The organism is Paenibacillus sp. 276b (genome assembly GCF_900107875.1).
GTDB classification, from domain to species: Bacteria; Bacillota; Bacilli; order Paenibacillales; family Paenibacillaceae; genus Paenibacillus; species Paenibacillus marchantiae.
In genome coordinates, this window is record NZ_FNRR01000004.1 from 500,975 (window position 1) to 526,512 (window position 25,538).

The 25,538-nt window shown below is 49.8% G+C and carries 18 protein-coding genes; 17 read left to right on the plus strand and 1 reads right to left on the minus strand.

Annotated features, from left to right (window positions below; translation table 11 throughout):
- The first annotated feature begins 126 nt into the window (after nt 1–126).
- The 3 genes from BLV50_RS21475 to BLV50_RS21485 all read left to right on the plus strand — a co-directional run bounded on the left by BLV50_RS21475 (nt 127) and on the right by BLV50_RS21485 (nt 2,786).
- Nucleotides 127–891, plus strand: coding sequence for a 16S rRNA (uracil(1498)-N(3))-methyltransferase (locus BLV50_RS21475; RefSeq protein WP_063567294.1), 765 nt, complete (start codon nt 127–129; stop codon nt 889–891).
- 2 nt (nt 892–893) lie between these two features.
- Nucleotides 894–2,240: a tRNA (N(6)-L-threonylcarbamoyladenosine(37)-C(2))-methylthiotransferase MtaB gene (mtaB, locus tag BLV50_RS21480; protein WP_063567295.1), complete on the plus strand. Its 1,347-nt coding sequence runs from the start codon at nt 894–896 to the stop codon at nt 2,238–2,240.
- A gap of 111 nt (nt 2,241–2,351) precedes the next feature.
- Nucleotides 2,352–2,786: an NUDIX hydrolase gene (locus tag BLV50_RS21485; protein WP_090809914.1), complete on the plus strand. Its 435-nt coding sequence runs from the start codon at nt 2,352–2,354 to the stop codon at nt 2,784–2,786.
- A 53-nt stretch (nt 2,787–2,839) separates the two neighbouring features.
- On the opposite strand, the gene BLV50_RS21490 is transcribed toward BLV50_RS21485, so the two are convergent.
- Entirely contained in the window at nt 2,840–3,841 is a 1,002-nt protein-coding gene (locus tag BLV50_RS21490) for a Na/Pi cotransporter family protein (protein ID WP_090809916.1), read from the minus strand.
- Between the two features lie 362 nt (nt 3,842–4,203).
- Between BLV50_RS21490 and BLV50_RS21495 the strand changes: the two genes are divergently transcribed.
- From BLV50_RS21495 to yqfD, 14 genes are all read left to right on the plus strand, one after another.
- Nucleotides 4,204–5,580 carry a class I SAM-dependent rRNA methyltransferase gene (locus tag BLV50_RS21495; RefSeq protein ID WP_090809918.1) on the plus strand — a complete coding sequence of 459 codons (1,377 nt, stop codon included), beginning with the start codon at nt 4,204–4,206 and terminating at the stop codon, nt 5,578–5,580.
- A 194-nt stretch (nt 5,581–5,774) separates the two neighbouring features.
- Nucleotides 5,775–9,278, plus strand: coding sequence for a helicase-exonuclease AddAB subunit AddB (gene addB / locus BLV50_RS21500; protein ID WP_090809920.1), 3,504 nt, complete (start codon nt 5,775–5,777; stop codon nt 9,276–9,278).
- Nucleotides 9,275–13,600, plus strand: a complete 4,326-nt coding sequence (gene addA, locus BLV50_RS21505; RefSeq protein ID WP_090809922.1) for a helicase-exonuclease AddAB subunit AddA — start codon at nt 9,275–9,277, stop codon at nt 13,598–13,600. Before addB ends, addA begins: the two co-directional genes overlap by 4 nt.
- Before the next feature lie 71 nt (nt 13,601–13,671).
- Entirely contained in the window at nt 13,672–14,856 is a 1,185-nt protein-coding gene (locus BLV50_RS21510) for an exonuclease SbcCD subunit D (protein WP_090809924.1), read from the plus strand.
- Nucleotides 14,853–18,272, plus strand: coding sequence for an AAA family ATPase (locus BLV50_RS21515; protein ID WP_090809926.1), 3,420 nt, complete (start codon nt 14,853–14,855; stop codon nt 18,270–18,272). Before BLV50_RS21510 ends, BLV50_RS21515 begins: the two co-directional genes overlap by 4 nt.
- Nucleotides 18,273–18,695: 423 nt before the next feature.
- A complete protein-coding gene (locus tag BLV50_RS21520) occupies nt 18,696–19,034 on the plus strand; it encodes a hypothetical protein (RefSeq protein WP_063567035.1) in 339 nt (112 codons plus the stop codon).
- 203 nt (nt 19,035–19,237) lie between these two features.
- Complete coding sequence (locus tag BLV50_RS21525; RefSeq protein ID WP_024628477.1) at nt 19,238–19,597, plus strand: histidine triad nucleotide-binding protein; 360 nt, start codon at nt 19,238–19,240, stop codon at nt 19,595–19,597.
- A gap of 189 nt (nt 19,598–19,786) precedes the next feature.
- On the plus strand, nt 19,787–19,960 hold the full coding sequence (gene rpsU, locus BLV50_RS21530) for a 30S ribosomal protein S21 (protein ID WP_005547957.1): 174 nt from the start codon (nt 19,787–19,789) through the stop codon (nt 19,958–19,960).
- 15 nt (nt 19,961–19,975) lie between these two features.
- Nucleotides 19,976–20,419, plus strand: coding sequence for a GatB/YqeY domain-containing protein (locus BLV50_RS21535; RefSeq protein ID WP_053781272.1), 444 nt, complete (start codon nt 19,976–19,978; stop codon nt 20,417–20,419).
- A 336-nt stretch (nt 20,420–20,755) separates the two neighbouring features.
- Complete coding sequence (locus BLV50_RS21540) at nt 20,756–22,078, plus strand: NfeD family protein (protein WP_090810045.1); 1,323 nt, start codon at nt 20,756–20,758, stop codon at nt 22,076–22,078.
- 162 nt (nt 22,079–22,240) lie between these two features.
- The gene (floA, locus tag BLV50_RS21545; RefSeq protein ID WP_162493573.1) at nt 22,241–23,251 is read left to right on the plus strand and encodes a flotillin-like protein FloA; all 1,011 of its coding nucleotides are present in this window, start codon (nt 22,241–22,243) and stop codon (nt 23,249–23,251) included.
- A 13-nt stretch (nt 23,252–23,264) separates the two neighbouring features.
- Nucleotides 23,265–23,882, plus strand: a complete 618-nt coding sequence (locus BLV50_RS21550; RefSeq protein ID WP_064636387.1) for a hypothetical protein — start codon at nt 23,265–23,267, stop codon at nt 23,880–23,882.
- Nucleotides 23,883–24,054: 172 nt separating this feature from the next.
- Entirely contained in the window at nt 24,055–24,348 is a 294-nt protein-coding gene (gene yqfC / locus BLV50_RS21555; RefSeq protein WP_024628472.1) for a sporulation protein YqfC, read from the plus strand.
- Nucleotides 24,345–25,538 carry a sporulation protein YqfD gene (yqfD, locus tag BLV50_RS21560; RefSeq protein ID WP_064636389.1) on the plus strand — a complete coding sequence of 398 codons (1,194 nt, stop codon included), beginning with the start codon at nt 24,345–24,347 and terminating at the stop codon, nt 25,536–25,538. Before yqfC ends, yqfD begins: the two co-directional genes overlap by 4 nt.

Genomic DNA, 25,538 nt, shown 5'->3' on the forward strand with positions numbered 1-25,538 from the left:
TCTAGGGCTGAAATACTGGTCAGATAGACATAAAAGTTGTATGATCATCTGTGGCGATTGGATTCACGCCTGCCATCAGGCGGGGTGAATTCCAGTCATAACAGGACAGAATGGGTGGATAGACGAATGCAGCGTTATTTTGTATCTGCAGAACAGTTTAATGAACATTCCGTAGTCATCACGGGTGATGATGCGCGCCATATCGGCAAAGTGATGCGTGGTAAACCTGGAGATAAACTGATTGTCAGTGACGGAAACTCCAAAGAAGCTTTGGTGGAGATTGAAAGCATCGAAGCCCAGCAAGTAACAGCGAATATTGTGGAACCTCTCGAAATGGACCATGAAGCACGGATACGTGTAACCGTGGCTCAGAGCTTGCCAAAAGGCGATAAGATGGAGACGGTCATCCAAAGATGTACAGAGATCGGAGCAGTTTCCTTTGTTCCTTTCCTGTCTGAGCGTACGATTGTGCAATATGATGCCAAGAAAGAAGGCAAACGGTTGGAGCGGTGGCGGAAAATCGCCAAGGAAGCCGCTGAACAAAGCCATCGGAACCGCATTCCATCCGTCGAGCAGCCACTTTCCTGGAAAGGGCTGCTATCTTCTTTTGAGGGCTACAGTCTGGTATGTTATTGTTATGAAAAGGAAAACGGCAAGCAATTAAGAGACGCATTGAAGCCGTTTGTGGAGCAGCTTGCACCTGGTGCGAGTGCTGAAGTGTTGATCGTTGTTGGACCTGAGGGTGGATTCTCGGAGAGGGAAACGATTGAAGCCGATCAGGCGGGTGCTGTATCCGTTGGACTGGGCAAACGCATCTTGCGGGCCGAGACAGCTGGAATGGCGGCGCTAACTTGCGTCTTATATGAATCCGGAGAAATGGGGGGAATGTAATTATGCCATCCGTGGCGTTTTACACCTTAGGCTGCAAAGTTAATTTTTATGATACAGAGGCGATTTGGCAATTGTTCAAAAACGAAGGATACGATCAGGTAGACTTTGACGAACAGACAGCGGATGTATACTTGATTAATACTTGTACAGTAACCAATACCGGCGACAAAAAGAGCCGCCAGATTATCCGTCGTGCCATTCGGCGCAACCCGGATGCGATTGTAGCCGTTACAGGCTGTTATGCGCAAACTTCTCCGGCAGAGATTTTGGACATCCCTGGTGTGGATCTTGTTATCGGTACACAGGATCGGGACAAAATTTTGCCATATGTCAATGAAATTCAGGAATCACGTCAGCCCGTCAATGCTGTGCGCAACATCATGAAAACGCGGGTATTTGAAGAGATGGACGTACCGGATTTTGCCGATCGTACCCGTGCATTTCTGAAAATTCAGGATGGCTGCAATAACTTCTGTACGTTCTGCATTATTCCGTGGTCACGTGGACTTTCCCGTAGCCGGGAAGCAAATAGCATCATCCAACAGGCTCATCAACTGGTGCACGCCGGGTACAAGGAAATTGTCCTGACAGGCATTCATACTGGTGGATACGGGGATGACATGGAGAATTACGATCTGACGGATCTCCTATGGGACTTGGACAAAGTTGAAGGCCTGGAGCGTATTCGGATCAGTTCGATCGAAGCCAGTCAGATTGATGATCGGATGCTGGATGTGATCAAACGTTCAGACAAACTCGTACGCCACTTCCACATTCCGCTGCAAGCGGGCGATGATACCGTACTGAAACGTATGCGCCGTAAATATACGACCGAAGAGTTTTACAATAAAATGCTTCGCATTCGGGAAGCGATGCCGGATGTAGCGATCACAACTGACGTTATTGTTGGGTTCCCGGGTGAGACGGATGAGATGTTCCGTAATGGCTACGAGTTGATGAAAAAAATTGGTTTTTCCGAAATGCACGTATTCCCATATTCCAAGCGTACCGGAACACCGGCAGCACGTATGGAAGATCAGGTGGATGAAGAAGTCAAAAATGCACGCGTGCATGAACTGATTGATCTATCCGAGCAAATGCAACTGGCATACGCCAAGCAGTTTGTGGGACAAGTACTGGATGTCATTCCTGAAGGTGAAGCCAAGGGCCGTGAAGGCAGTGGTAAACTGCACGGTTACAGTGACAACTACATTCAGCTGGTCTTTGATGGTTCGATGGATATGGTCGGCAAGGTATGCCGTGTCAAAGTGACCGAAGCGGGTGTGAATGAAAGCCAGGCTACGCTGGTTCGTGTGTTGGAAGAAAATCTCAAGTCCGCAGCGATGTAATCGAGGCGTCAGAAACAAGGATTTCATTTCCTTGGGGAGCGTACCCGTGGAGATGAGGTCCTTCTTTTTCCAAAAAAAGATGAAGACAATTCCGTAATGGGGGAGAGCAACATGAACAGAAAAGAAATTTCGGCAGGCGGAGTCGTCTACCGCACGGGAGAAGACGGAAAGCTTCAAATTCAACTGATTGTAGATCGCTACGGCAAAACGACTCTCGCCAAGGGCAAAATGGAAGATGGAGAAACGGTGGAACAGACCGCACTGCGTGAGATTCTGGAAGAGACAGGCATGGTCGGCCGAATAGTAGAACCCGTCGATATCATTTCCTACACGTATCAGCATGCAGAGTTTGGTCCGGTGGACAAGGAAGTTCATTATTATCTCGTTGAAGCGGAAAGCGGCGACCTGCAGCCTCAGATTGAAGAAATCAAAGGTGTGGATTGGTACGCTCCGGAAGAAGCTTGGTCTAGACAGGAGCATAGTGGATACGATAATAACGATGACATTTTACGAGTGGCGCTGAACAAATTAGGCATTAACGTATAGCTGTTTTCTATTGAATGACGTAACGCTACTGTTTGTTGAGAGAGTTTTGAGCATCAGGCCACGGGTGACTTCGCCACTGGGGTGGAGACCGGTGGTTTTTTGTGCCAAATTGGCAAGTAACAGAACGGCAAGGCAAGCAGTGAACTGGTGACGTTAAAAAGGGTCTGGGCATGCGCAATCTGTGCCCCGTTATCCGCTGATAGCCAGGCCGAGGCTGCATGCAGCTGGCCGATCAGCGGCATAAATAGCAGCGCCCCCGCAATGTTTAATACGACATGGGAGGCTGCGACAAATTTGCCTGCGAATGCTCCGCCAGCGGCTGCAATCACGGCGGTGATACAGGTCCCCACGTTCGACCCGATCACAATGGCGATGCCGATCTCTACAGGCAGTACGCCTGTGGCTGCAAGCGTAATGGCCATGCTGATTACGGCTGCGCTGCTATGAATGAGCGCCGTCAGACAGGCACCTGCCAGAAAGCCCCACCACAAGCTGTCGGCTGAGCGATCCAGAAACCACTGGAATACGCCCATACTACGCAGGGGCACGGCAATGGATTGCATCACTTGAATGCCTGTCATGACGAGGGCAAATCCGGCGGACGCGAGAAAGCTGTATTGCATGGTAGACAGCGTCCGACGCGTGCGTTCAGGAGCGAACTGATTTCGTTCACCAAGCACAACAAAGACGGCCCAGCCTGTCAGTGACAAGGCAAGCAGAGGCAGGGAAACCCGTCCGATCTGCAGTCCGACCAGCTCGGTGGTCAGGCACGTTCCGATGTTGGTTCCAAGAATAATGCCAAGTGTGCGTCCGTAGGTAATTAATCTGGCGTTCGCCAGTCCAATAGTGAGTACGGTGACGGCGGTACTGCTTTGCAGCAGGGCAGTAGCGCCTGCGCTAAAAGCCATGCCTTTCCAGGGAGCAGAGGTAGCTCGGCCCAGCCATCCAGCCAGCATGGGCCCGGCCATCCGCTGTAAGGCTGTTTCCATCAGCTTCATCCCACCAAAAAAGATAAGAAGCCCATATAACAGGGGCAGCACAACATCTCTGAACATGAGTTAACATCATTCCTTCCGTGCATATCCTTATTCTCATCCTATGAGTAAATAAGGACAACCATGACAGGCTAACGGAATTCTGGAGTCAACAGAGTTTGAAAGACCTATAAGTTTCCTTAACGGTCACCCAAATTACCACCACAATTCAAAAGATACGGAGATTCTGCAAACGCAGCGGAGGGGATGGAATTGGAACTGAAGAAGCGAAGCGTGCGCCTTTATCCCCGGATTTTCCCTTTCAAGAAAGGGAATCAGAAAAATCTGGGGATAACAGCGATCGAAGTCCAATCCATCACCGCAGCGGTCTCTCTTGCAGCAAGCCTATCTTTTCAACTAACTATGAAAGAAGTGGATCTATCTTGCCATCAGTTACACTGGAACGCAGCCGCAAAAAGCGGCTTGAACATGCACATCCATGGATATATAACAATGAAATCGCCTCTGTTGAAGGAAACCCCGAGCCGGGAGATCTGGTCAACGTATTGAATCATCAAGGTCGCTATCTTGCGACGGGATACTATAATCCTGCATCTCAAATCACAGTTCGAGTCGTGGCCTATCAACCTTTGGAGTTTGAGCAGATGGACACCGCGTTTTTTGCAGCGCGTTTCCGCGATTGCTTGCGCCACCGGGAGCGCTTTATCCAGGATGGAGAGGCATACCGTCTCGTTTATGGGGAAGCTGATTTCCTGCCAGGACTGATCGTTGACCGTTTTGGCAGCATCCTTGTTGTTCAATTGCTCACACTGGGCATGGACCGTTGCCGCGAAGCGATCGTACAAGCTCTAATTGAAGTGATGCAGCCGGAAGGCATCTATGAACGCAGTGATGTGTCCATTCGTGAACTGGAAGGCTTGGAGCAGACGAAAGGACCATTGTATGGGGATTGCCCGCGTCATGTCACGGTAACGGAGAATGGATTGCTCATTAAGGTGGATATCGTAGAAGGCCAGAAGACAGGGTACTTCTTTGACCAGCGAGAGAATCGTGCAGCCATCGAACCACTTATGAAGGGTTGGGGTTACAAGAGTGGCATTACGCTCCAACAGACCGAGCAGGATGGTACGCAGCAGTTGCTTCCTGTGAATAAAAGTGGCAAGGTTGTGACGTTCCCTTATTGGGATGGGGCTACTGTGCTGGAATGTTTCTCCCACACAGGCAGCTTCACATTGAACGCCTGCAAATATGGAGCCAAAAAAGTAACATGTCTTGATATCTCAGAGCATGCGATTGAAAGTGCACGTACCAACGTAGAGCTGAACGGTTTCACTGACCGGGTTGAATTTGTCGTTGCGGATGCATTCCAATACTTGCGTGAGCAGGTGAAAGGCCTCGATGAGCGTAACGTACGTGCACGTGCTGGCGAACAGAAAGTGGATACGTCCAAGGCGCTTGCAGCCAGTGGTAAAACATTTGATGTGGTCATCCTCGATCCGCCAGCCTTTGCCAAAACGAAATCAGCAGTCAAAGGCGCATGCCGTGGATATAAGGATATCAATCTGCAAGGAATGAAGCTGGTGAATGAGGGCGGGTATCTGGTAACGGCAAGCTGTTCATATCACATGCGTCCGGATCTCTTCCTGAAAACCATTGCGGATGCAGCCGAAGATGCAGGCAAAGTACTGCGTCTGATCGACTGGAAAGCAGCCGGTAAGGATCACCCGCAAATTCTGGGCGTAGACGAAGGTCATTACCTGAAATTTGCCATCTTCGAAGTGCGCAGCAAAAAGAATTAATCGAGCGATTTCCATTTAAGTCGAACATACATTTACGCAAAGAGTCCACAGTTTTCATAAGCTGCGGGCTTTTTGCTATGCTCGTGCATATGATCTCTGGAATTGCCGGATAGTGGCAAACGTATGTTCCGAACCAAGTCAGATATGTTATACTGGGAATTAAAATCTGTTCGTGATGGTTTGGAGGATTAAACATGTCCGTACGCTTCGTTATTGGCCGAGCAGGCAGCGGCAAGAGTACGCTGATTACCCGGGAAATCACATCCCTGCTACAAAAGGAACCGCAAGGTAAACCACTGATTCTGCTGGTCCCGGAACAGAGTTCGTTTCGAACCGAACAGTCACTGGTTTCTTCAGGTGCTATAAAAGGTACCATGCGTGCTGAAGTGCTTGGTTTTCGCCGATTGGCCTATCGGGTAATGCAGGAGGCAGGTGGTTCTGCACGTATTCCCATTGGAGCTGAAGGTAAAAAAATGCTGCTCTACAAAGTGCTCCAGCGTCGTAAGGAAGAATTGAAGCTGTTTGCAGCATCAGGCAGTCAGCTGGGATTTATCGGAGACTTGAATGATCTATACAGTGAGTTTAAACGTTATGAACTTGACCCCACTTCACTGGAAGAAGGACTTTCCGCATGGAATACTTCCTCTTCTGCACCGATTCTGGGAGACAAGCTGCATGACTTGCTTCTTATATACCGTGATTATGAAAAGGAATTAACCGAACTATATATCGATGATGAAGACACGTTGACTGAACTAACAGAGCGGTTGCCGGAGAGCACGCTGCTGCAAGATGCACAGATCTGGATCGATGGATTTCAGGGATTTACCCCGCAGGAAATGAGTGTCATTGGAAGATTGATGCTGCAAGCTTCTTCCGTCACAATTGCATTGACGTTGGATCGTGCTTACGACCACGGCGCACTTCCAGGAGAACTGGAGCTGTTCCATCCCACAGCGAGTGCATATGCACGTCTCAAAGGCATGGCTGAGGATCTGGGTGTTCTTAATGAGACAACCGTGCTTCAACTGGAAGTTTTGCCAAGATATGAAGGCAGTCCTGGACTGGCGCATTTGGAGGCTGGCTTTGATCGTAGAGTCCGCTGGAAGAGTGAGGGGCGTGATGCGGGTGTCCGACTTTACGCCGCTGAGAACCGCCGGGCTGAGATGGAAGGAGCACTTCGTGAGATGCGTCGTCTGGCGCAAGATGAAGGTGCGCGTTATCGAGATATGGCAGTGCTCGTTCGTCAGTTGGATACATATGCCGACATTGCTGAGCCTCTGTTCAGGGATTATGGCGTGCCTGTCTTTCTGGATCGGAGAAGAAATGAACTACATCATCCATTATCGGAATTTATTCGTTCAGCACTCGATATCGTTCGCCGTCGCTGGCGTTATGAGGATGTATTTCGCTGTGTGAAAACGGATCTGCTGCTTCCACGGGGCGGTTCCATTACACGTGAAGATATGGACCAGCTCGAAAATTATATATTAGCTTGCGGAATTCACGGATACCGCTGGACAGATGGAAAGCCATGGAAGTATGTACCCAGCCTGTCCCTGGAAGACAACGATCAGGATGTCCGCAGCCGGGGCCGGGAACAAATGCTGTCCTTAATGGAAAAATGCCGTACGGTGATTGTTGATCCACTGGGTGCTTTTGAGAAACGAATGAGCAAGGCAAAGACAGCTAAAGACCAATGTGCGGCGCTTTACAGATTACTGGAAGATGCCGAGATTCCTTGGAAGCTGGATCAGATGTCTGCAGAAGCCAAGGCTCAGGGTGATCCGGAACGTTCGAGAGAGCATCGTCAAATGTGGGGTGCCGTCCTTGATCTATTAGATCAGATGGTTGATATGATGGGGGCCGAACGGCTGGATATCGATTTATTTGCCGGGCTAATGGAGACCGGATTAACCGAACTGAAGCTGGGACTTGTTCCTCCAGCGCTTGATCAAGTGTTGATTGGATCGATGGATCGTACACGTCTTCAGGGTATCAAGTACGTATTTATTCTGGGTGCAGTAGAGGGTGAACTGCCTGCTGTGCCTCAGGATGATGGTGTATTAACTGAGCAGGAACGGCTGCTGTTGACGGAGAGAGGTTTGGGGCTTGGGCCAGGAGCAACAAGACAAATGTTGGATGAACGCTTTCTGATATATACAGCCCTGACAGCGGCGAGCAATCAGTTATGGCTGAGTTATCCCGTTGCAGATGATGAAGGGAAAACATTGCTACCCTCAGAAATTGTACGACATGTACGTAAGATGTTCGGTCTGCATGAGCAGCCATTACTTGCCCAGCCGCCGGTTACAAATGCTGAAGAGGTGCACTGGTCTTATGTTATTCATCCTGGTCAGAGCCTCTCTTATCTCATCGGACAGTTGCGCAGATGGCGCCGTGGAGAAGATATTTCTGAAATGTGGTGGGCGATCTATAACTGGCATGTCTCTCGGGAGACAAGCAGACCTCAGCTGAAACAATTGCTTGGATCGGTCTTTTATCGCAATCGGGCGTTACCTCTGCGTACGGCTACCAGCCGTAGATTATATGGTACAGAGGTAAGGACCAGTGTCTCCAGAATGGAGCGTTTTGTGGCGTGTGCGTTCTCCCATTTTGCATCCCATGGGCTGCGACTGAAAGAGCGCCAGTTGTACCGCTTGCAAGCCCCTGATATAGGACAATTGTTCCATGCTGCCTTGAGTCAGCTTGCCATGCGTTTGCGTGAGCAGAATCGCAGTTGGGGCAGTCTGTCTCCGGATGAATGTCGGAAGGAAGCGGAGCACACCGTGGAGCAGATTGCACCACAGTTGCAGGGAGAGATTTTGCTTAGCACGAAACGGTATGGTTATATCTTCCGCAAGCTGAAGGATATCGTTAGCCGGGCGTCGGTTATTCTGGGTGAACAGTCCAGACGAGGAAGCTTTGAACCGATTGGGTTGGAGCTTGATTTTGGGCCAGGTAAACCCCTGCCACCGCTTCGTTTTGAATTGGAAAATGGCTGTGTGATGGAGATTGTGGGGCGGATCGACCGCGTGGATGTGGCCGAAGGAGAGAACGGCCTGCTGCTGCGGGTTATTGATTACAAATCGAGCCAGACCGACCTCAAACTCCATGAAGTGTATTATGGCCTGTCATTACAGATGCTCACGTACTTGGAGGTGCTGCTTAGTGCTGCCGAGGAGTGGCTTGGAGAATCGGCGATGCCTGGAGGAACACTCTATTTCCATGTGCATAATCCGTTGCTTCAATCCGCGAACGGCATGACTTCTGAGCAGGCAGGACAAGAACTGCTGAAACGGTTCAAAATGAAAGGCTTGCTGCTCGCGGATCGGGATGCGATCGCTCAAATGGACAATACCCTGGACAAAGGCTACTCAGCTATTATTCCAGTTGCGCTTAAGGCGGATGGCAGCTTTTATAGTAGCGCTGCTGTAGCTACGCCGGAGCAATGGGATACATTGCTTGCTTCAGTTCGCAGCAATATACGTGAGATTGGCACCCGGATTACGGACGGGGATGTCGCGATTGAACCTTACCGTATCCAGCAGGAGGTTGCATGCACCTTCTGTCCGTACAAGCCAGTCTGTCAATTTGATGAAAATATCGAAGGTAATGAATATAATCTGTTGTCCAAACCGGGCAAACAGCAAATCTGGGACATGCTGTCTCATGGCAAAGGAGGGGAAACATCATGACGAATATGCCAAAACCGGAGGGAAGCTTCTGGAGTGATGACCAATGGAGTGCCATCTCACAGAGTGGAGAAGACATTCTGGTTGCTGCTGCAGCGGGTTCCGGGAAGACGGCTGTATTGGTTGAACGGATTATTCGCAAGATTGCAGACCCTTCCCGTGGATTCAGCGTAGATCGTTTGCTGGTTGCGACATTTACGAAAGCTGCTGCTGCTGAGATGAAGCAGCGGATTCGGGAAGCACTGGAACGTGCACTTGAAGAGCAACCTGCCGAAGAACATCTGCGCAAACAACTGTCATTGCTCGGGCGAGCATCCATTACGACACTGCATTCATTCTGTATGGAAGTCATTCGTCGTTATTATCAGCAAATACCGCTAAACCCGGCTTTCCGGATTCTGAATGAAAATGAAGCCGAAATTATGCGGCAGGAATTGTTGGAGCAGTTGTTTGAGGAAAAGTATGGGGAAGAAGACGAAGGAAGTACATTCCGTGAATTGGTGGATTGGTTCAGTGGGGAACGGAACGATGATGCCATGCATCGACTTGTGCAGCGTTTGTATGATTTCTCACGCAGTCATTCTTGGCCGGATCATTGGCTTGTAGAGATGGCATCTGCTTTTCAGGTGGAAAGTGTCGAGGCACTTGGACATTCTGCATGGGTTCAGAGTATTTTGCGTGATGCCGCTCTTGCCCTGAGTGGTGCGGCTGGTCTGCTGCGTCAAGGGATCAGCATATCGATGCAGCCGGAAGGTCCGAAACCTTATGCAGATACATTGAAAGAAGATTTAGCAATGGTCGAAGAGCTTCTGTCAGCTGTTGAGGTCATGCCATGGGAAAGATTGCCTGAAGTGTTTCAGCCAGCAGCTTTTGGCAAGCTGAAGCCTTGCAAAAAGGACCAGACAGACCCGGGGTTACAAGAACAGGTCAAGGAACTTCGTGAGGCTGCGAAAAAAGCCGTGACGGACCTGAAAGGGTCATTGTTTGGAAGAAGTGCGTTTTCTTTCTGGCAGGAGCTGGAGCAGGCGGCACCACTAATGCAGGAGCTATCCAAGCTGGTCAGTGCATTTGGAGAGCGATACCGACAGGCCAAGCAGGAGCGCGGTCAGGTCGATTTTAGTGACCTGGAGCATTACTGTCTTCATATTTTGCGCCATGAAGATTCAACCCCTGAGCTGTCCATGCCTTCGGATGCAGCAATGGAATACCGGGCACGTTTCGATGAAGTTCTGCTGGATGAATATCAGGATACCAATACAGTGCAGGAAGATATCGTCCGACTGATTTCCAGAGAAAATCCAGGAAACCGATTCATGGTTGGTGATGTAAAACAGAGTATTTACCGTTTTCGTCTGGCTGAACCCGGTCTGTTCCTGAACAAGTACCGTCAATACGCAGCGAATTCGGATATGGATATGGAAATGAACGGAGAGAGAGAATCACTGCATGCAGGAAGACGTATTGATCTTGCACGTAACTTCCGTAGTCGTGCAGAAGTAGTCCATTCGGTCAACATGTTATTCAAGCAGCTCATGAATGAAGGGGTAGCCGAGATTGCCTATGATGAACGAGCTCAGCTCGCTTATGGGGCTACTTTCCCGGCAGAGACGCTTGGAGATGAGGCATACACACCTGAACTCATATTGATCGATCGTCAAGGCGGAGGACCTGATCTGACGGAAAGCACGGATGAGAATGGGGATGCGTTACCTTCTGCTGAGCTGGAGAGTGCCGAGCTTGAAACCGCTCAGCTGGAGGCTCGGGCCATGGCTCGCCGTATTCGTGAAATGGTCGGAGATACGGATAACCCACCCCTCAACGTTTATGATAAAGCCCTCAAATCCATGCGACCTGCGCGTTATGGAGACATTGTTATTTTGCTGCGTTCTGCCCTGATGTGGGCTCCACTCATGATTGAGGAATTCAGACAGCAGGGTATTCCTGCCGGAGGGGAGCAAAGCAAAGGGTATTTTCAGGCGACGGAAGTGGAAGTGATGTTGTCCTTGCTGCAGATTGTGGATAATCCAAGGCAGGATATACCGCTTGCTTCCGTGCTTCGTTCGCCGATTGTCGGACTGGATGAAGAGGAACTGGCTCAGATTCGCCTTGGGGACAAGCGACAGTCTTTCTATGATGCTGTTATATCAGCTACAGGAGCATTCTCAAGTTCGTTGAATGTTTTCGGGCAGCATGGTGAGAAAGCTTCGAATCCGGATTCATCTGCAATCCAGCTGCAATGGCCCGAAGTCTGGTCAGAAATGGAACAGGGGCAACGGGAGTCGGCAGTATCCGCCGAAGCAGACGTTATCGAACGTATACATGAAACCTCTGTACATGCAGATAAAGATGAGATTATGGATGCTGGTATAGATGCAAGTATGGGTGGACGTATAAGCGACGATGCGGATAGGGACAACGGTACCAGCACAGAGCTGCAACAAAAGCTAATTCGATTTATGCGTCAGTTGGAACATTGGCGACTTGAAGCCAGACAAGGCAGCTTGAGTGAACTCATTTGGCGCATGTACCGGGAAACGGGTTACCTGGACTGGGTTGGCGGCCTACCGGGAGGCATGCAGCGTCAAAGTAATTTGAAGGCTCTGTATGATCGCGCACGGCAATATGAGGAGGCAACGGCCAATCGTGGATTGTTTCGCTTCCTGACCTATGTATCCAGACTACGTGAGAACGGGGGAGATCTTGGCACCGTAGCAAGTGGTTCTGGTGAGCAGGACAATGCGGTACGCATCATGACGATTCACCGGAGTAAGGGCTTGGAATTCCCTATTGTTTTTGTCGGGGGTATATCCAAGATGTTCAATCAGCAGGATCTGAACTCGCCGTTTCTGATGCATAAGGAGCTGGGGTTTGGCCCGAGGTTTGTAGATCGTGAGAATCGGGTTGCCTATCCAACCTTGGCGAATCTGGCGATTCGTCGTCGTGCCCAGTTTGAGCTGCTTGCCGAAGAGATGCGGGTGCTCTATGTGGCTCTAACCCGTCCAAAAGAGAAAATGATTTTGGTCGGTACGGTAAAAGATGTTGTTAAAAAGGCAGTGGCCTGGTCTCAGATTAAGGACAGTCCGGAACGGGTATTGCCTGACTATCTGCTTGCAGCCGGACGGAGTTATCTGGACTGGATCGGTCCATCCCTGATGAGACATCCAGACGCAGCTTTGCTGCGTGAACTTGCGGGAGGCACTGATTCATATGCTGCCTGTCTTGTGGATGATGAATCACGCTGGGGCATTTCCGTCATTTCTGCTGATCAAGTATCCCGGGAAATATTTGTGGATCAGACGCTTGGTGAAGAAGAGGGCATGACAGAAGTGCGGAAACATCGAATTGCTGCCCTAAAAGCCGTTCAGCCTGTGGAGCTGTTTCCTTCCTCCACTGAAGAAGAGATGGTCGAGGATACTCAAGATGCAACACTACGAGACATCAGTGAGGAAGATGTATTTACAATAGGTGAGCAAGAGGGTGTACAGCTGCTTCGTGAAGTTGATAAACGGCTTTCATGGGCGTATCCTCATCAAGCAGCAACGCAAGTAGCTGCCAGTACATCGGTTACCGAACTAAAAACATTGCTAGCCATGCAAGACCATCAGTCTTTACAGATGATGGAGGAAGTTGAAGAACAATCTGAGGCTTCTGTGGATTATGAGGGCCATGAAGTGAAGGATGGAGGCTCGTCCTTTAAATTGCATCTACGTCGTCCCAAATTCATGGAGGAGAAACAATTGACTGGAGCCGAGCGGGGAACGGTGTATCATACGTTGATGCTGCATCTTCCTGTAGATGGTTCACCCGTTGATTCGCAAATCGTTGAGCAGACACTTTTGCGGTTAGTTGAGCTCCAGATTTTGCTCCCCCATCAGGCAGAGGTTATTGAGTCTGATCAACTGGCTGGATTTTTCAATACAGAGCCTGGGACAGAATTGTTGCGTGCAGAGTGGATGAAACGGGAGATTCCATTTATTTATGGACTTCCGGCACATCATTCTCCTGCCGAATGGCTTCATAGTCTATCACCAGATGCAGGGATACAAACTTTGGAAGAAGACGGTAAGATGCAGGCATCACTAGAAAATGAGACGGTGCTAGTACAGGGGATTATTGACTGCCTGTATGAGGTGGATGGCGAGCTTGTTTTGCTAGATTACAAGACAGACCGGGTGTTGGAGCATCGCGGTGGACTGGACAAACTGACGGAAAACTATCGCTTTCAGCTGGAGCTGTATGGCCGGGCTATTGAAGATATTCTGGGTCGGAAAGTCGACCGGAAGTGGCTGTACTTTTTTGATGGCGGACATGCTGTGAAACTATAAAGTGAAATTTTAAAACGGCCAGATGGAATTTGTATCAGCGGATTTTGCTTGAGAGAGGGGTTGAACGGACGATGCGTATTTTGCACACAGGGGACTGGCATCTGGGGAAAACGCTGGAGGGACGGAGCCGGCTGCGAGAGCAGGAGGATTTTGTGGATGAGCTTGTTAGACTCGCGGATGAGCAGCAGGCAGATGCCATATTGATGGCTGGAGACGTGTATGATTCTGTAAATCCGCCTGCATCGGCGGAACAGCTTTTTTATGAGGCTGCGGCGCGTCTGACAGAACAAGGAAGACCACTTGTGGTAATTGCCGGGAACCATGATCAGCCAGAGCGAGTGGCTTCGGTGACCCCGCTTGTGAACAGACAGGGAATTACACTTGTAGGTATGCCTACTTCAGAAGCAGTCACTATCCATGCGAAGAGAACTGGAGAGACTGCGCAGATTGCTGCATTGCCATACCCCTCGGAAGCGCGACTGAATGAACTGCTGACAACGGATGAGGATGAGAATGTGCTTCGCCAGGCATACAGTCGCCGGGTTGGCATGTTAATGCAGCGTCTGGCTGCTTCTTTTCGTCCGGATACGGTGAATTTGGCAATGAGTCATATTTATGTTCTGGGCGGAGTGGAAAGTGATTCGGAACGTCCCATTCAGGTAGGGGGCGCCTATACGGTTGACCCTTCTGCATTGTCGACAGGTGCGCAATATACAGCACTGGGGCATCTCCATCGTGCGCAGGCAGTTAAAGGAGAAGGTGTGATTCGTTATAGTGGCTCTCCACTGGCCTACAGTTTCTCCGAAGCGGGGCAGAGTAAGTCCGTCACCATGGTTGATGTGGCACCAGGAGGCGCCGCAAACGTGGAAGAAGTGCTGTTGACCTCCGGACGTCCCCTTGTACGCTGGAAGGCGCGTGGCGGTCTGGCTGAGGTTTATCGGTGGCTGGATGAAGGGCGTGATCCTCAGGCTTTTATTGATATGGAAGTATGGCTGGATGACGCCATGTCTCTGAAAGAAATTCAGCAGCTCCGTAAGTCGCATGACGGGATCATCCATATCCGTCCGGTGTATCCCGAGATGGCAGCCGCAGGGCTTTTGGAGCAACGATCCGAGCTTCCGGTACATGAGCTTTTCCGCAAATTTTATCAGCGTCAGACAGGTGGGGCATTACCTGAAGACAGTCTGGTTCAACTGTTCCTGGAACTCGTAGATGAGGACGAGCCGGGCGTGCGTGAGGAGGTCGAGGGGAATTGAAGCCGATTTTATTGAAAGTCGCAGGTCTGCAAAGTTATCGGGAGACTCAGGAGATTGATTTTACTGTATTGACGGAAACGGGACTGTTTGGTATTTTTGGTCCTACAGGCAGTGGGAAATCGTCTTTGCTCGACGCGATTACGCTGGCCATGTACGGAAAAGTGGAACGTGCGGTTAATGGTACCCAGGGAATCATGAACCACGCTGAGGATTCGTTGTCCGTTGCTTTTACATTTGAACTTGTATCGGCGGAAGGCACAAGAAGATTTCGGGTGGAACGACGCTTCAAACGAAACAATGAGGTATCGGTAAGCAACACAATAAGCAAATTCATTGAGACCGTCAACGGAGAGGAACAGGTGCTGGCTGATAAACTGGCAGACGTGAACCGATGCGTTGAAGATGTCATTGGGTTGAAAATGGATGATTTTACGCGGGCCGTTGTGCTTCCACAAGGGAAATTTGCTGAGTTTCTGTCACTGAAAGGCAGTGAACGACGCCAGATGCTGCAACGTTTATTCCATCTGGAGAAGTATGGAGATCAGCTTGCCATCAAGCTCAGCCGTCGGGTGAAGGACAATGATATGGTTCATCAGTCATTGGCCGCGGAGCAGCAGGGGCTTGGGAATGCCAGCAAAGAGACGTTGGCAGAAACGGAGCTTCTTCTTCAAGCTGCTGTGAAACAGTCTGAATTGTCACGCAAAACGCTTGATGAAGCGATGAAGGAAGCCGAGCAACTCGGTAAAGTCCGTGAGTTAAGCCATGAACGCCAGGCTCGTATGGAGGAACACGAAAAGCTGAAAGCACGTGCACCACAGATCGAAGCTGGGGAACAACGGCTGAAACTGGCCGGGGCGGCAGACGCGATACTGCCTTCATTGCAGACGATGCGTGACGCAGCAGCACAGCAGAAGTTACGTGAGGATGCAGCCGGGATTGCTCACCAGCAAGCGGTGGAACATGAACGGCTGTCTGTACTGGAAGCCGAGAAGGCCGAAACGGCCCGTGTACAGATGGCTGAGGAAGAACCCAAGCTGCTGCTTCGATTGGAACAGCTTGAACAGGCCAAGGAGTTGCAACGGGAACGGGATGGGCTACGAGAGGATAGTACCCGTCTTAAGCAGTTTTTGGACAAAGGACAGGCTGAACAGAGCGTCATCGGACAGCAGCTGGAGAAGGAAAAAGAACTACAGCAGCGCGGCCGCAAACGGCGGGAAGAATTACAGGAAAGCCTGAAGCCGAATGAAGTGAAGTCCGAAGAACGCAGACAGCTGCAGGCTGCACTGGAATTGAAGCATCGTTTGGATACTGCGGCGGAGCAATTGCGCCAGAACAAGGCTGAGATGGAAGCCAATAAGCAGTCGGCTGAACAGGGGGCAGATCGGCTGAAGCTGGCTGCCCAGGAAGAGACCCGTCTGAGTGAACAGCGTCAGCATCTGATCGAACAGGCGGCAGTGGGCCTTGAGGCCTTGCTTGCCTGTGAGCAGGACATTGGCCGCGAACAGAGCCTGCTGGCCAGGGCGGAGGAGCAGCTGCGCGGAACCATGCGTGAGCAGGAGCTGCACAGGCTCTCCTCCGCCTTGCGCGCCGAGCTGCGCGACGGCGAGCCATGCCCGGTGTGCGGCTCCGCACACCACCCGCTCCCGGCTGCGCCGCCGGGAGAAGGTCCGCCCGCAGGCGATGCGGACCTGGAACTGCTGCGCAGCCTGCACGCGGAGCTGCAGGAGCTGCGCTTTGGGCTGCGCCAGCAGCTGCACGAACGTCGCAGCCTGCTGACGCAGCTTGGCGCTGCGGCCGGCGAAGCCCCGGCCACAGCCGAGGCCGCGCCTGCGGCTGCGAAGCCAGAGCCCGCCGGTTCGCCCGTACACGGGCGCTCCCCGGCGGACTGGGCGGAGCGTGCCGCCGCACTGCGCGAAGCCGCGCGGGCGCTGGCCGCAGCCGCAGCGCCGCTGCAAGCGGAAGCCGCCGCGTTGCAGCAGGCGGCTGTGGGCGCGCAGCAGCGCCGCATGGAAGCGGCTGCTGCGCAGGAGGCCGGCCAAGCCGGACTCGCCCAGGCGGAGCGCCGGTTGGCCGAGAGTGAGGCCGCCGCAGCCGCATTGCACGGCCGCTGGGCCGCGGAACTGCCCGGCATCGTTCAAGAGCAGGCCATGGCCCTTCACCAGGCGATGCAGGAGCGAGACGCGCGCGCAGAAGACATCAAGGAACGGCTGAACAAGAGCGTGACGTTCCTTGAAGAAAAGGAACAGTTGGTACAGTCCCTTCAGCAGAAGCTGGTTGAATTGGACAAACAGCTGATTCAATGGCAAACGGAATGGCAAGGCAACAGCAAACAGCTTGCCGAGAAGGAAGAACGTCTGCGTCAATGGGTTGGCGAGCAACGGGTCGAGGATTTGATTGCTGCGGCCCAGACTCGTCTGGATGGACTACGGAAAATTGCTGCCGATTCAGCACAGCGTTTCAAGGAAGCGGATGTGTTGAAACAGGAATCGGCCAAGAAGGATGTCATGGCTCAACAAGCAGCAGCCTCGGCAGCAGAGCATTTGCAGCAGGCACAGGAACGCTGGAAGCAATTGATGGAACAATCGCCATTTGATTCGGAGAATGATGTTGTGGAGGCAGCCCTCCCTTCCCAAGAAGCGGAGCGTCTTGCCGCGGAAATTCAGCAGCATCGGGAGCGTGATCGTGAACTTATTTCTCAATTGCGTGAGCTGGAACAAAAATTGGGCGGAGTCGTTGTATCCGAGGAACAATGGTTGGCATGCTCAGAGCGACTGAAACTGTCTCGTGCAGAGGATGAAGCAGCTCTTAGAGCCAAGGCGCGTGCAGAGCGGGATCTGGAAGATGTGCAGCAGCGACACGTTCGCTGGACCGAGTTGGAGAACAAACGGGTAGAAGTGAGCAGACAAGGTGAGATGCTTAGCAAACTGCAAGCAGCTTTCAGAGGTAATGCATTTGTCGAGTATATTGCAGAAGAACAACTGATGCAGGTAAGTCAGGCTGCTTCACAGCGTCTGCGCTTCCTGACCAAACAACGTTATTCACTTGAGGTGGATTCAGGCGGGGGCTTTGTCATCTGTGACGATGCAAACGGTGGAGTTAAACGTCCGGTGTCCACCTTGTCTGGTGGAGAGACGTTCCTGACCTCATTGTCACTGGCCCTGGCTCTGTCTGCCCAGATTCAGCTGCGCGGTCAGTATCCGCTGCAATTCTTCTTCCTGGATGAAGGGTTTGGCACATTGGACCCTGAACTGCTGGATACCGTCATTACATCGTTAGAAAAATTGCATGATGACCGTCTTGCCGTCGGTATTATCAGCCACGTTCCGGAGCTGCGAGCACGCTTGCCACGCAAACTTGTAGTTATTCCAGCGGGCGAGGCCGGAGCTGGCTCTCGCGTAGTATTGGAAACATTATAGGAACTTGAACACAGAACACATACGAATGAATGACCCCAATTGGGATGCCCTCAGGAACCGGCCGTACAAGGTTGTTCCTGAGGGGGAAATCTCCTGATTGATTGAGTTTTGTTGGTTTGAATCTCATTTATATACTCGTTGTAACAGTTGAGTGAGATAGCTCACAGATACAGGTTCATCCTGTTGTTATACTACAGTTAAGCCGACAAACTTATGTTAAGCACCCCGGCGGACGTCTGATCAGGAATAATCCTGGTTAGACGTCCGCGACAGCAGACTTCCGCATGGAAACTGCAACGGGGTGCTTCTTTTTTTAATAGGCCCTTATCTTGAAACTCTTGTCATTCACAGTGTCATTTCGCCCAGATCTGAATACGATGAAAGGGTGATGAAGAGCAGAACAGATTCGGGAGGCGATCGAACGTGGAAAAGGTAGAAGCGAAGAAACTGTGTAAGGAACACATGCATCGCTATGTATGTATACAGATGCATGACGGTGCCCATTATGATGGCATTGTGGAAAATGTGGATGATGACATGATTTATTTGGCTGTTCCCGTGGGGCATGAAGCTGTGGTTAATCATGCAAACGCAAACTGGGGACCCAATATGATGCCAGTTACTTATCCCGCTCATGCACGGGGATTCTTCCCGGGCTATGGCTACCCATACCCTTATTATGGTTACGGTCGCAGACGGTTTAACAGGCTGGTCCTTCCGTTGGTCGGCCTGACTGCATTATCTTTGTTACCTTATTATTAATAGGGCCTTGAAAGCATTATCTTTTACCAATGAAAACTGAACCTTTCACATCTTCGGTGTATTCTTTGCACTTCACTGAGATGTGAGAGGTTCTTTTGTTGCTGTTATTATTGAATTGAAACAGGTTAAATTGGACGTGAGTTTTCAGTTCCGGTATGATAGTAGGGTATACATAATTTTTAATTCGAAGGAGGGTATGAACAATGGATTGCTTATTTTGCAAAATTGTAGAGGGCAGCATTCCCTCCAATAAGGTACTGGAGAATGACCATGTCATCGTCTTTCATGACATCCAGCCCGCTGCACCGACCCATGTACTCGTTATTCCCAAGAAACATATTGCTTCCATGAATGAAGTAACGGCGGAAGACTTGCCGTTGATCGGTGAGATTCATTTGGCTGCGCAGGAAGCGGCCAAGCGTCTCGGCGTGGAAGAAACAGGTTACCGACTGATTAATAACTGCGGCAAGGATGGAGAACAAACCGTTCATCATCTGCACTATCATTTGCTTGGTGGGACCCGACTTGGCGTGTTGACAAGTTTGTCAGACTCACACAAATAAACGAGCCAAGTTACTTTAAATCAGGACTGATTCATATATGCATAAAAGGCATGAATATGGAGCTGAAGTTCACATAAAATAAATGATCATTACGTTAAGGTTGACACCTTTATTACCTTTCGCCTATAATGAAAGGTGATGAACCGTGTTATTGCTCTTGGACGGTCTGGTCGGAGGGAGGGAAAACTGGTGTCTGAAACTAAAGTTCGCAAAAACGAGACTATTGATGCTGCACTTCGTCGCTTTAAACGTTCCATCGCAAAAGATGGCGTATTGGCTGAGGTGAAGAAACGTAAGCATTATGAGAAGCCAAGCGTAAAGCGCAAGAAAAAGTCCGAGGCTGCTCGTAAGAGAAAGTTTTAGGAGGATTTTAACTACATGAATCTTAGCGAACGATTGAACGAAGATATGAAGCAAGCGATGAAGAGCAAGGACAAGTTCAAGCTCTCCAACATTCGGTTGATTCGTTCGACGATCAAGAATCTTGAAATAGATTTGAAAAGAGATTTGGATGATAACGAAGTGCTTGATATTCTGAGTCGTGAAATCAAACAGCGCAAAGATGCCCTCCAAGAATTTGACAAAGCGGGCCGTGAAGACCTCGCGGCAAATGCAAAAGCGGAAATTGAATTACTCAGTCAGTACCTTCCCGCACAGCTTACCGAAGAAGAAATTAAAGTTATTGTACAGCAGACCATCCAGGAAACCGGTGCTTCTTCGAAAGCCGAGATGGGGAAAGTCATGTCTGCCCTTATGCCGAAAGTCAAAGGCAAAGCGGATGGCAAACTGGTAAATCAAGCAGTTCAACAATTTCTGCAATAAAGCAAATCAATAAACACCTCCTGACTTGTCAGGGGGTGTTTTTTCCATTTTACATCATTGATACGGTACTCATTTCCCAGAAGAAATTTGAAACGTAATTAGTAATCGTTCATTTGTTCATGGAAATTCACAAATATTGCTTTTAAATGGATAATATATATGATTATGGATTTAAAATGTTGCAATTGCTTCCGGTTTCAAATATAATTTTAAGATTTTGAAACGAAATGTTGCATTGTACGTAATAAATACCATAAGCTGGACAGTATAACATTAATGGAAAAGGGGGGACTATTTGTGAAGGGAAAGCGCCGGAAGAAGCTTACGGGGCCATTGATGCTCATGATGCTACTGACGCTGCTGCTTCCTGTCTGGATTGGATCACCGTCAGCGCATGCAGCTGAGAAAAGTGGCGCCGTATATATCATTCCGGTGGATAAACCAATCGAGCAGGGACTTGGCAAGTTTATGGAACGCGGGTTCAAAGAAGCAGAAGAGATGAATGCTGGCCTGATCGTTCTGGATATCAATACGCCGGGAGGGCGTGTCGACACGGCAGAAGAACTGGGTACATTAATTAAGGAAAGCCCAGTTGAAACCGTTGCATTTGTCCGTGGAGATGCTGCCTCGGCCGGAAGTTTTCTGGCTTTGAATGCAGATAAGATCGTAATGTCGCCAGGGAGTATGATTGGTGCGGCAGCGATGGTAGACAGCACGGGTAAACATGTTGATGATCCGAAGCTGGTTGCATTCTGGAAGAGCAAGATGCAGGGAGCGGCTGAGAAAAGTGGCCGTGACGGCAAAATTGCAGCCGGAATGACGGATGTTAACATGGTCGTGGAGATGCCTGAGATTAATAAAACTAAGCAAAAAGGTGAAATTATTGCTCTCTCGGCCGAAGAAGCGCTGAAAGTGGGCTATGCGGACCATATCAGCAACACACCGGAAGAAGCTGCAGCTTGGCTTGGTTACAGTCAGGATGATGTGTTCACTGTTCAGAGAACAGCTGCAGAGAACATATCCACATTTCTCACCAATCCTGTCGTCATGACGGTATTGCTATTCCTCGGAATAGCCGGTGTGATCATTGAGTTGATTGTACCTGGGTTCGGAGTGCCTGGTATTGTTGGTATCGTGTGCTTTGTGCTTTATTTCTCAGGGAACTACATTGCCGGTTTTGCCGGAGCGGAGACATGGGTGTTATTCACTGTCGGACTCATCATGATGATCCTCGAGATGTTTATCCCGAGCTTCGGTATTCTGGGGATTTTGGGATCGATTGCGCTTGTCGCTGGTGTCGTGCGAGCCGCCTATGATACAAGTGATGCATTTATATCGTTAGGTATTGCTTTTGGAGCCGCGCTGGTAGTCATTGCAATTGTTGTTATTCTGTTTAAGGATCGAGGCATATGGAATCGATTCATATTAAGTGACAGGCTGTCTGCTGATCAAGGATACTCTTCGGCGACAGAACGCAAAGAGTTGATCGGTTTGCAGGGCATCAGTTTGACTCCACTTCGTCCCTCGGGAACAGCGATACTTAACGGAGAGCGTGTCGATGTGGTGTCGGATGGAGATTTCATTCCGATTGATACACCAATTATTGTGATCAAAGCGGAAGGTACCCGGATTGTGGTTCAACAAGCATTACCGGTGTAACCCGCTCTGTTGCCGGAGTTGATTAAAGCTTCGGCAATGTACATAACCATTCTACGGAGGCTGCTAGTCGAGTGGTGTAAATCAATGCACAGCAGCAAAGTTCCACACTGTTTTTATCATGTTTCTTACAAAAATTAAATTGCAAATGGAGGAATTTTGACTATGGAACCAACCTTGATTACGGTTTTGCTTATTGCGGTAGTTGCGATTATCGTATTGAGCGTATTCTTCAGCTTTTTCCCGGTTATGCTCTGGATCTCAGCCCTTGCATCGGGCGTACGCGTGGGGATTATCACGCTGGTAGCGATGAGACTAAGACGTGTAACACCTAGCAGGATCGTAAATCCACTGATTAAAGCAACCAAAGCTGGACTTCAATTGACAATGAATCAACTGGAGAGTCACTTCCTAGCCGGTGGTAACGTAGACCGAGTGGTCAACGCCCTGATTGCTGCACAACGTGCGAACATTCCACTCGAATTTGAACGTGCTGCTGCGATCGACCTTGCGGGTCGTGACGTATTGCAAGCCGTACAGATGAGTGTAAACCCACGTGTTATTGAAACGCCGATTGTTTCTGCGGTAGCCAAAGATGGTATCGAAGTTAAAGTAAGAGCGCGGGTTACGGTTCGTGCCAATATTGACCGCCTCGTCGGTGGTGCGGGTGAAGAGACGATTATTGCCCGTGTCGGTGAAGGTATCGTAAGTACAAACGGTTCCTCGAATTCCCATAAAGACGTCCTGGAAAATCCGGATCTGATCTCCCGTACCGTATTGTCCAAAGGTCTGGATGCAGGTACCGCTTTTGAAATCCTGTCTATTGATATCGCGGACGTGGATGTAGGTAAAAACATTGGTGCCTTCCTGCAAACGGAGCAGGCAGAGGCTGACAAACGTATTGCACAGGCAAAAGCGGAAGAGCGCCGCGCAATGGCCGTAGCCCAAGAACAAGAGATGAAAGCGCGCGTAGTGGAAATGAGAGCGCGTGTAGTTGAATCCGAATCCCAAGTACCTCTTGCTATGGCTGAAGCACTCCGTAGCGGTAAAATTGGTGTAATGGACTACATGAACCTGAAAAACATTGAAGCAGATACTCAAATGCGCAACACATTAGGAAAACCTGGTGAAAATACAAACTCCAACGATCACGGTGATTCCAAAAACGGAAGATAGGCGGTGAGTGCATATGGGCCTATTTGAATGGATTTTTAACAATCTGTATATTGTAGCAGTCATCGCTTTTGCACTCTTTTCCTTCCTTGGAAAAGCAGCCAAATCGGCTGATCCGAACAAAAAGCGTGCAAATAACGGGATGCCTACGTTTGGAGGGAGTGGTGATTCGGACCGGAATGATCGCTCGCGGGGAAATACCGCACCGCAGCAGTCATCGGCTCCTTCAGATCCCCGCTATGATGAGCAGTATGACGAACGATACGACGAGCGGTATGATGACGATCAGTACGATGATCGATATGATCAAACCTATTCGCAGCCAGCAACGACATCTGCCCGTCCTGTGAATGACGACTTTGGAGGGCAGAGTTCTCTGGGTGGAATGGAAAACTCCCTCGAAGAACAAATGAAAGTGATGGAGCAACGACAACGTGAAATTCGAGAGCGACTCGATCGTATCTCTACTGCAAATACACCGGTTGTGTCTGACTCCAGTTGGGATGAAGTTTCATCCAGCGAGTCCGGACCGTCCCAGCTCCGCCGGGAAGACATTCGTACTGGTGTGTTGTGGGCAGAGGTTCTCGGTTCTCCGCGCTCTAAACAACCCTTTGGAACACGAGGAAAACTATAACTTTATATTATATTAATAAGTGAAAAGCCGTCTCTGGTGAGCATAAATCCAGACGACGGCTTTTTTCTGTCTCGGTCTCTTTTTATTTTCACATCTAACACGTTCCGTAGTTTTCATAATTTCAGAAATCTGCGCATAAGTTGAACTGTAGAGGAAGGGGGAAGACCTTCGAATGACCCGGATCAGCCGCAAGCTGCGCAGATGGACCAGTGAAGTTCTGGATCTGCCGCAGGACGTGCTTTACGATATGCCACGGTTAACCCTGATCGGCACAAAGCAATTGTATATAGAGAATCATCGTGGTGTCATTCATTTTACACCGGATCGCATCGTTCTGGCTCTCTCACAGGGTCAGCTGGAGATCAAAGGAACTGAACTGATGATTCGCAATATTTTGCCGGATGAAGTGGCTGTTGAAGGAACAATTCTGGATATTCATATGAATGGAGCGGAGGGGAACGGATGAAGCAGCCCAGTCTGTACAAACTGCGCGGAGCAGTCCGAATCACGGTCACTGGGGGGGATATTGAAGCATTAATCAATACGGTGGCAGAGCAGGGACTGGAAGTATGGGACCTGCGTGCCCATGATGGACGCAAGGCAGAAATGAATATTCTGCTACCGCATTTTTTCAGGCTGCGTCCTTTGCTGAAACGGACAGGCTGCCGGGTAAAGGTGACACACCGGAGTGGATTTCCTTTTTTTGCAGCCCGTTTGTTAAGAAGGAAGTTCTTTCTGGGCGGCATGCTATTTTTTGTAGCAGCTCTGTTTGCGTTATCATCAATGGTTTGGAATGTAGAAGTGAAAGGCAATGTGACGATTCCCACGGATGAAGTGCTCGCGGCAGCAAAGAAAGAAGGCATCTACCCCTTCCAGTGGGGATTTCGGCTGCAAAGCCAGGACAAGCTCTCCAGACAGCTCGCGCTGGCTCTGCCAGATGTAACCTGGATTGGGGTGAGCAAAGAAGGGACAACCATCACCATCCAGGTTGTGGAGTCAGCACAGCCCAAGCGTGAACCGCTGCTGAACCCGAGACATCTGGTCAGTAAAACAGACGCTGTAATCACTCAAATTTACGCGGAGCAGGGGCGCCCTGTTGTGCAGAAGGACATGCGTGTCAAGAAAGGACAGGTACTGATATCCGGTATTTTGGGAGATGAAGAGAATACAAAGACCATTGTAGCCAAAGGGGAAGTGCGCGGGCTGGTATGGCGTGAATATCAAGTCGAAGTCCCTCTTGTGCAGAAACATAATACGATGACTGGAGATAGCAAGGAACGTTTTTACATTGTGCTGGGGAAATGGGCGATACAACTCTGGGGATACGGGAATACGCCTTTTACCACATTTGATACCGAAAGTGATCATAAACCGCTGACCTGGAGATCCTTCACACTTCCCATGGGATGGCTGACTGAGAAAGATTTGGAAACTCGGGAACAAGAGGAGCAGCATACGATTGAATGGGCTAGAACGAAAGGATTGGAAGGAGCAAGAAACGATATTATCGCCAAAAACGGCAAAGGAACGAAAATTTTAAGCGAAAAAATTTTGCATGAGAAGAAAGAGAATGGTAAAGTTTATATGAAAGTATTATTTGAAGTGGAAGAAAGCATTGCGGAAGAACTTCCGTTAGTCCATAGTCAAGGAGAATGA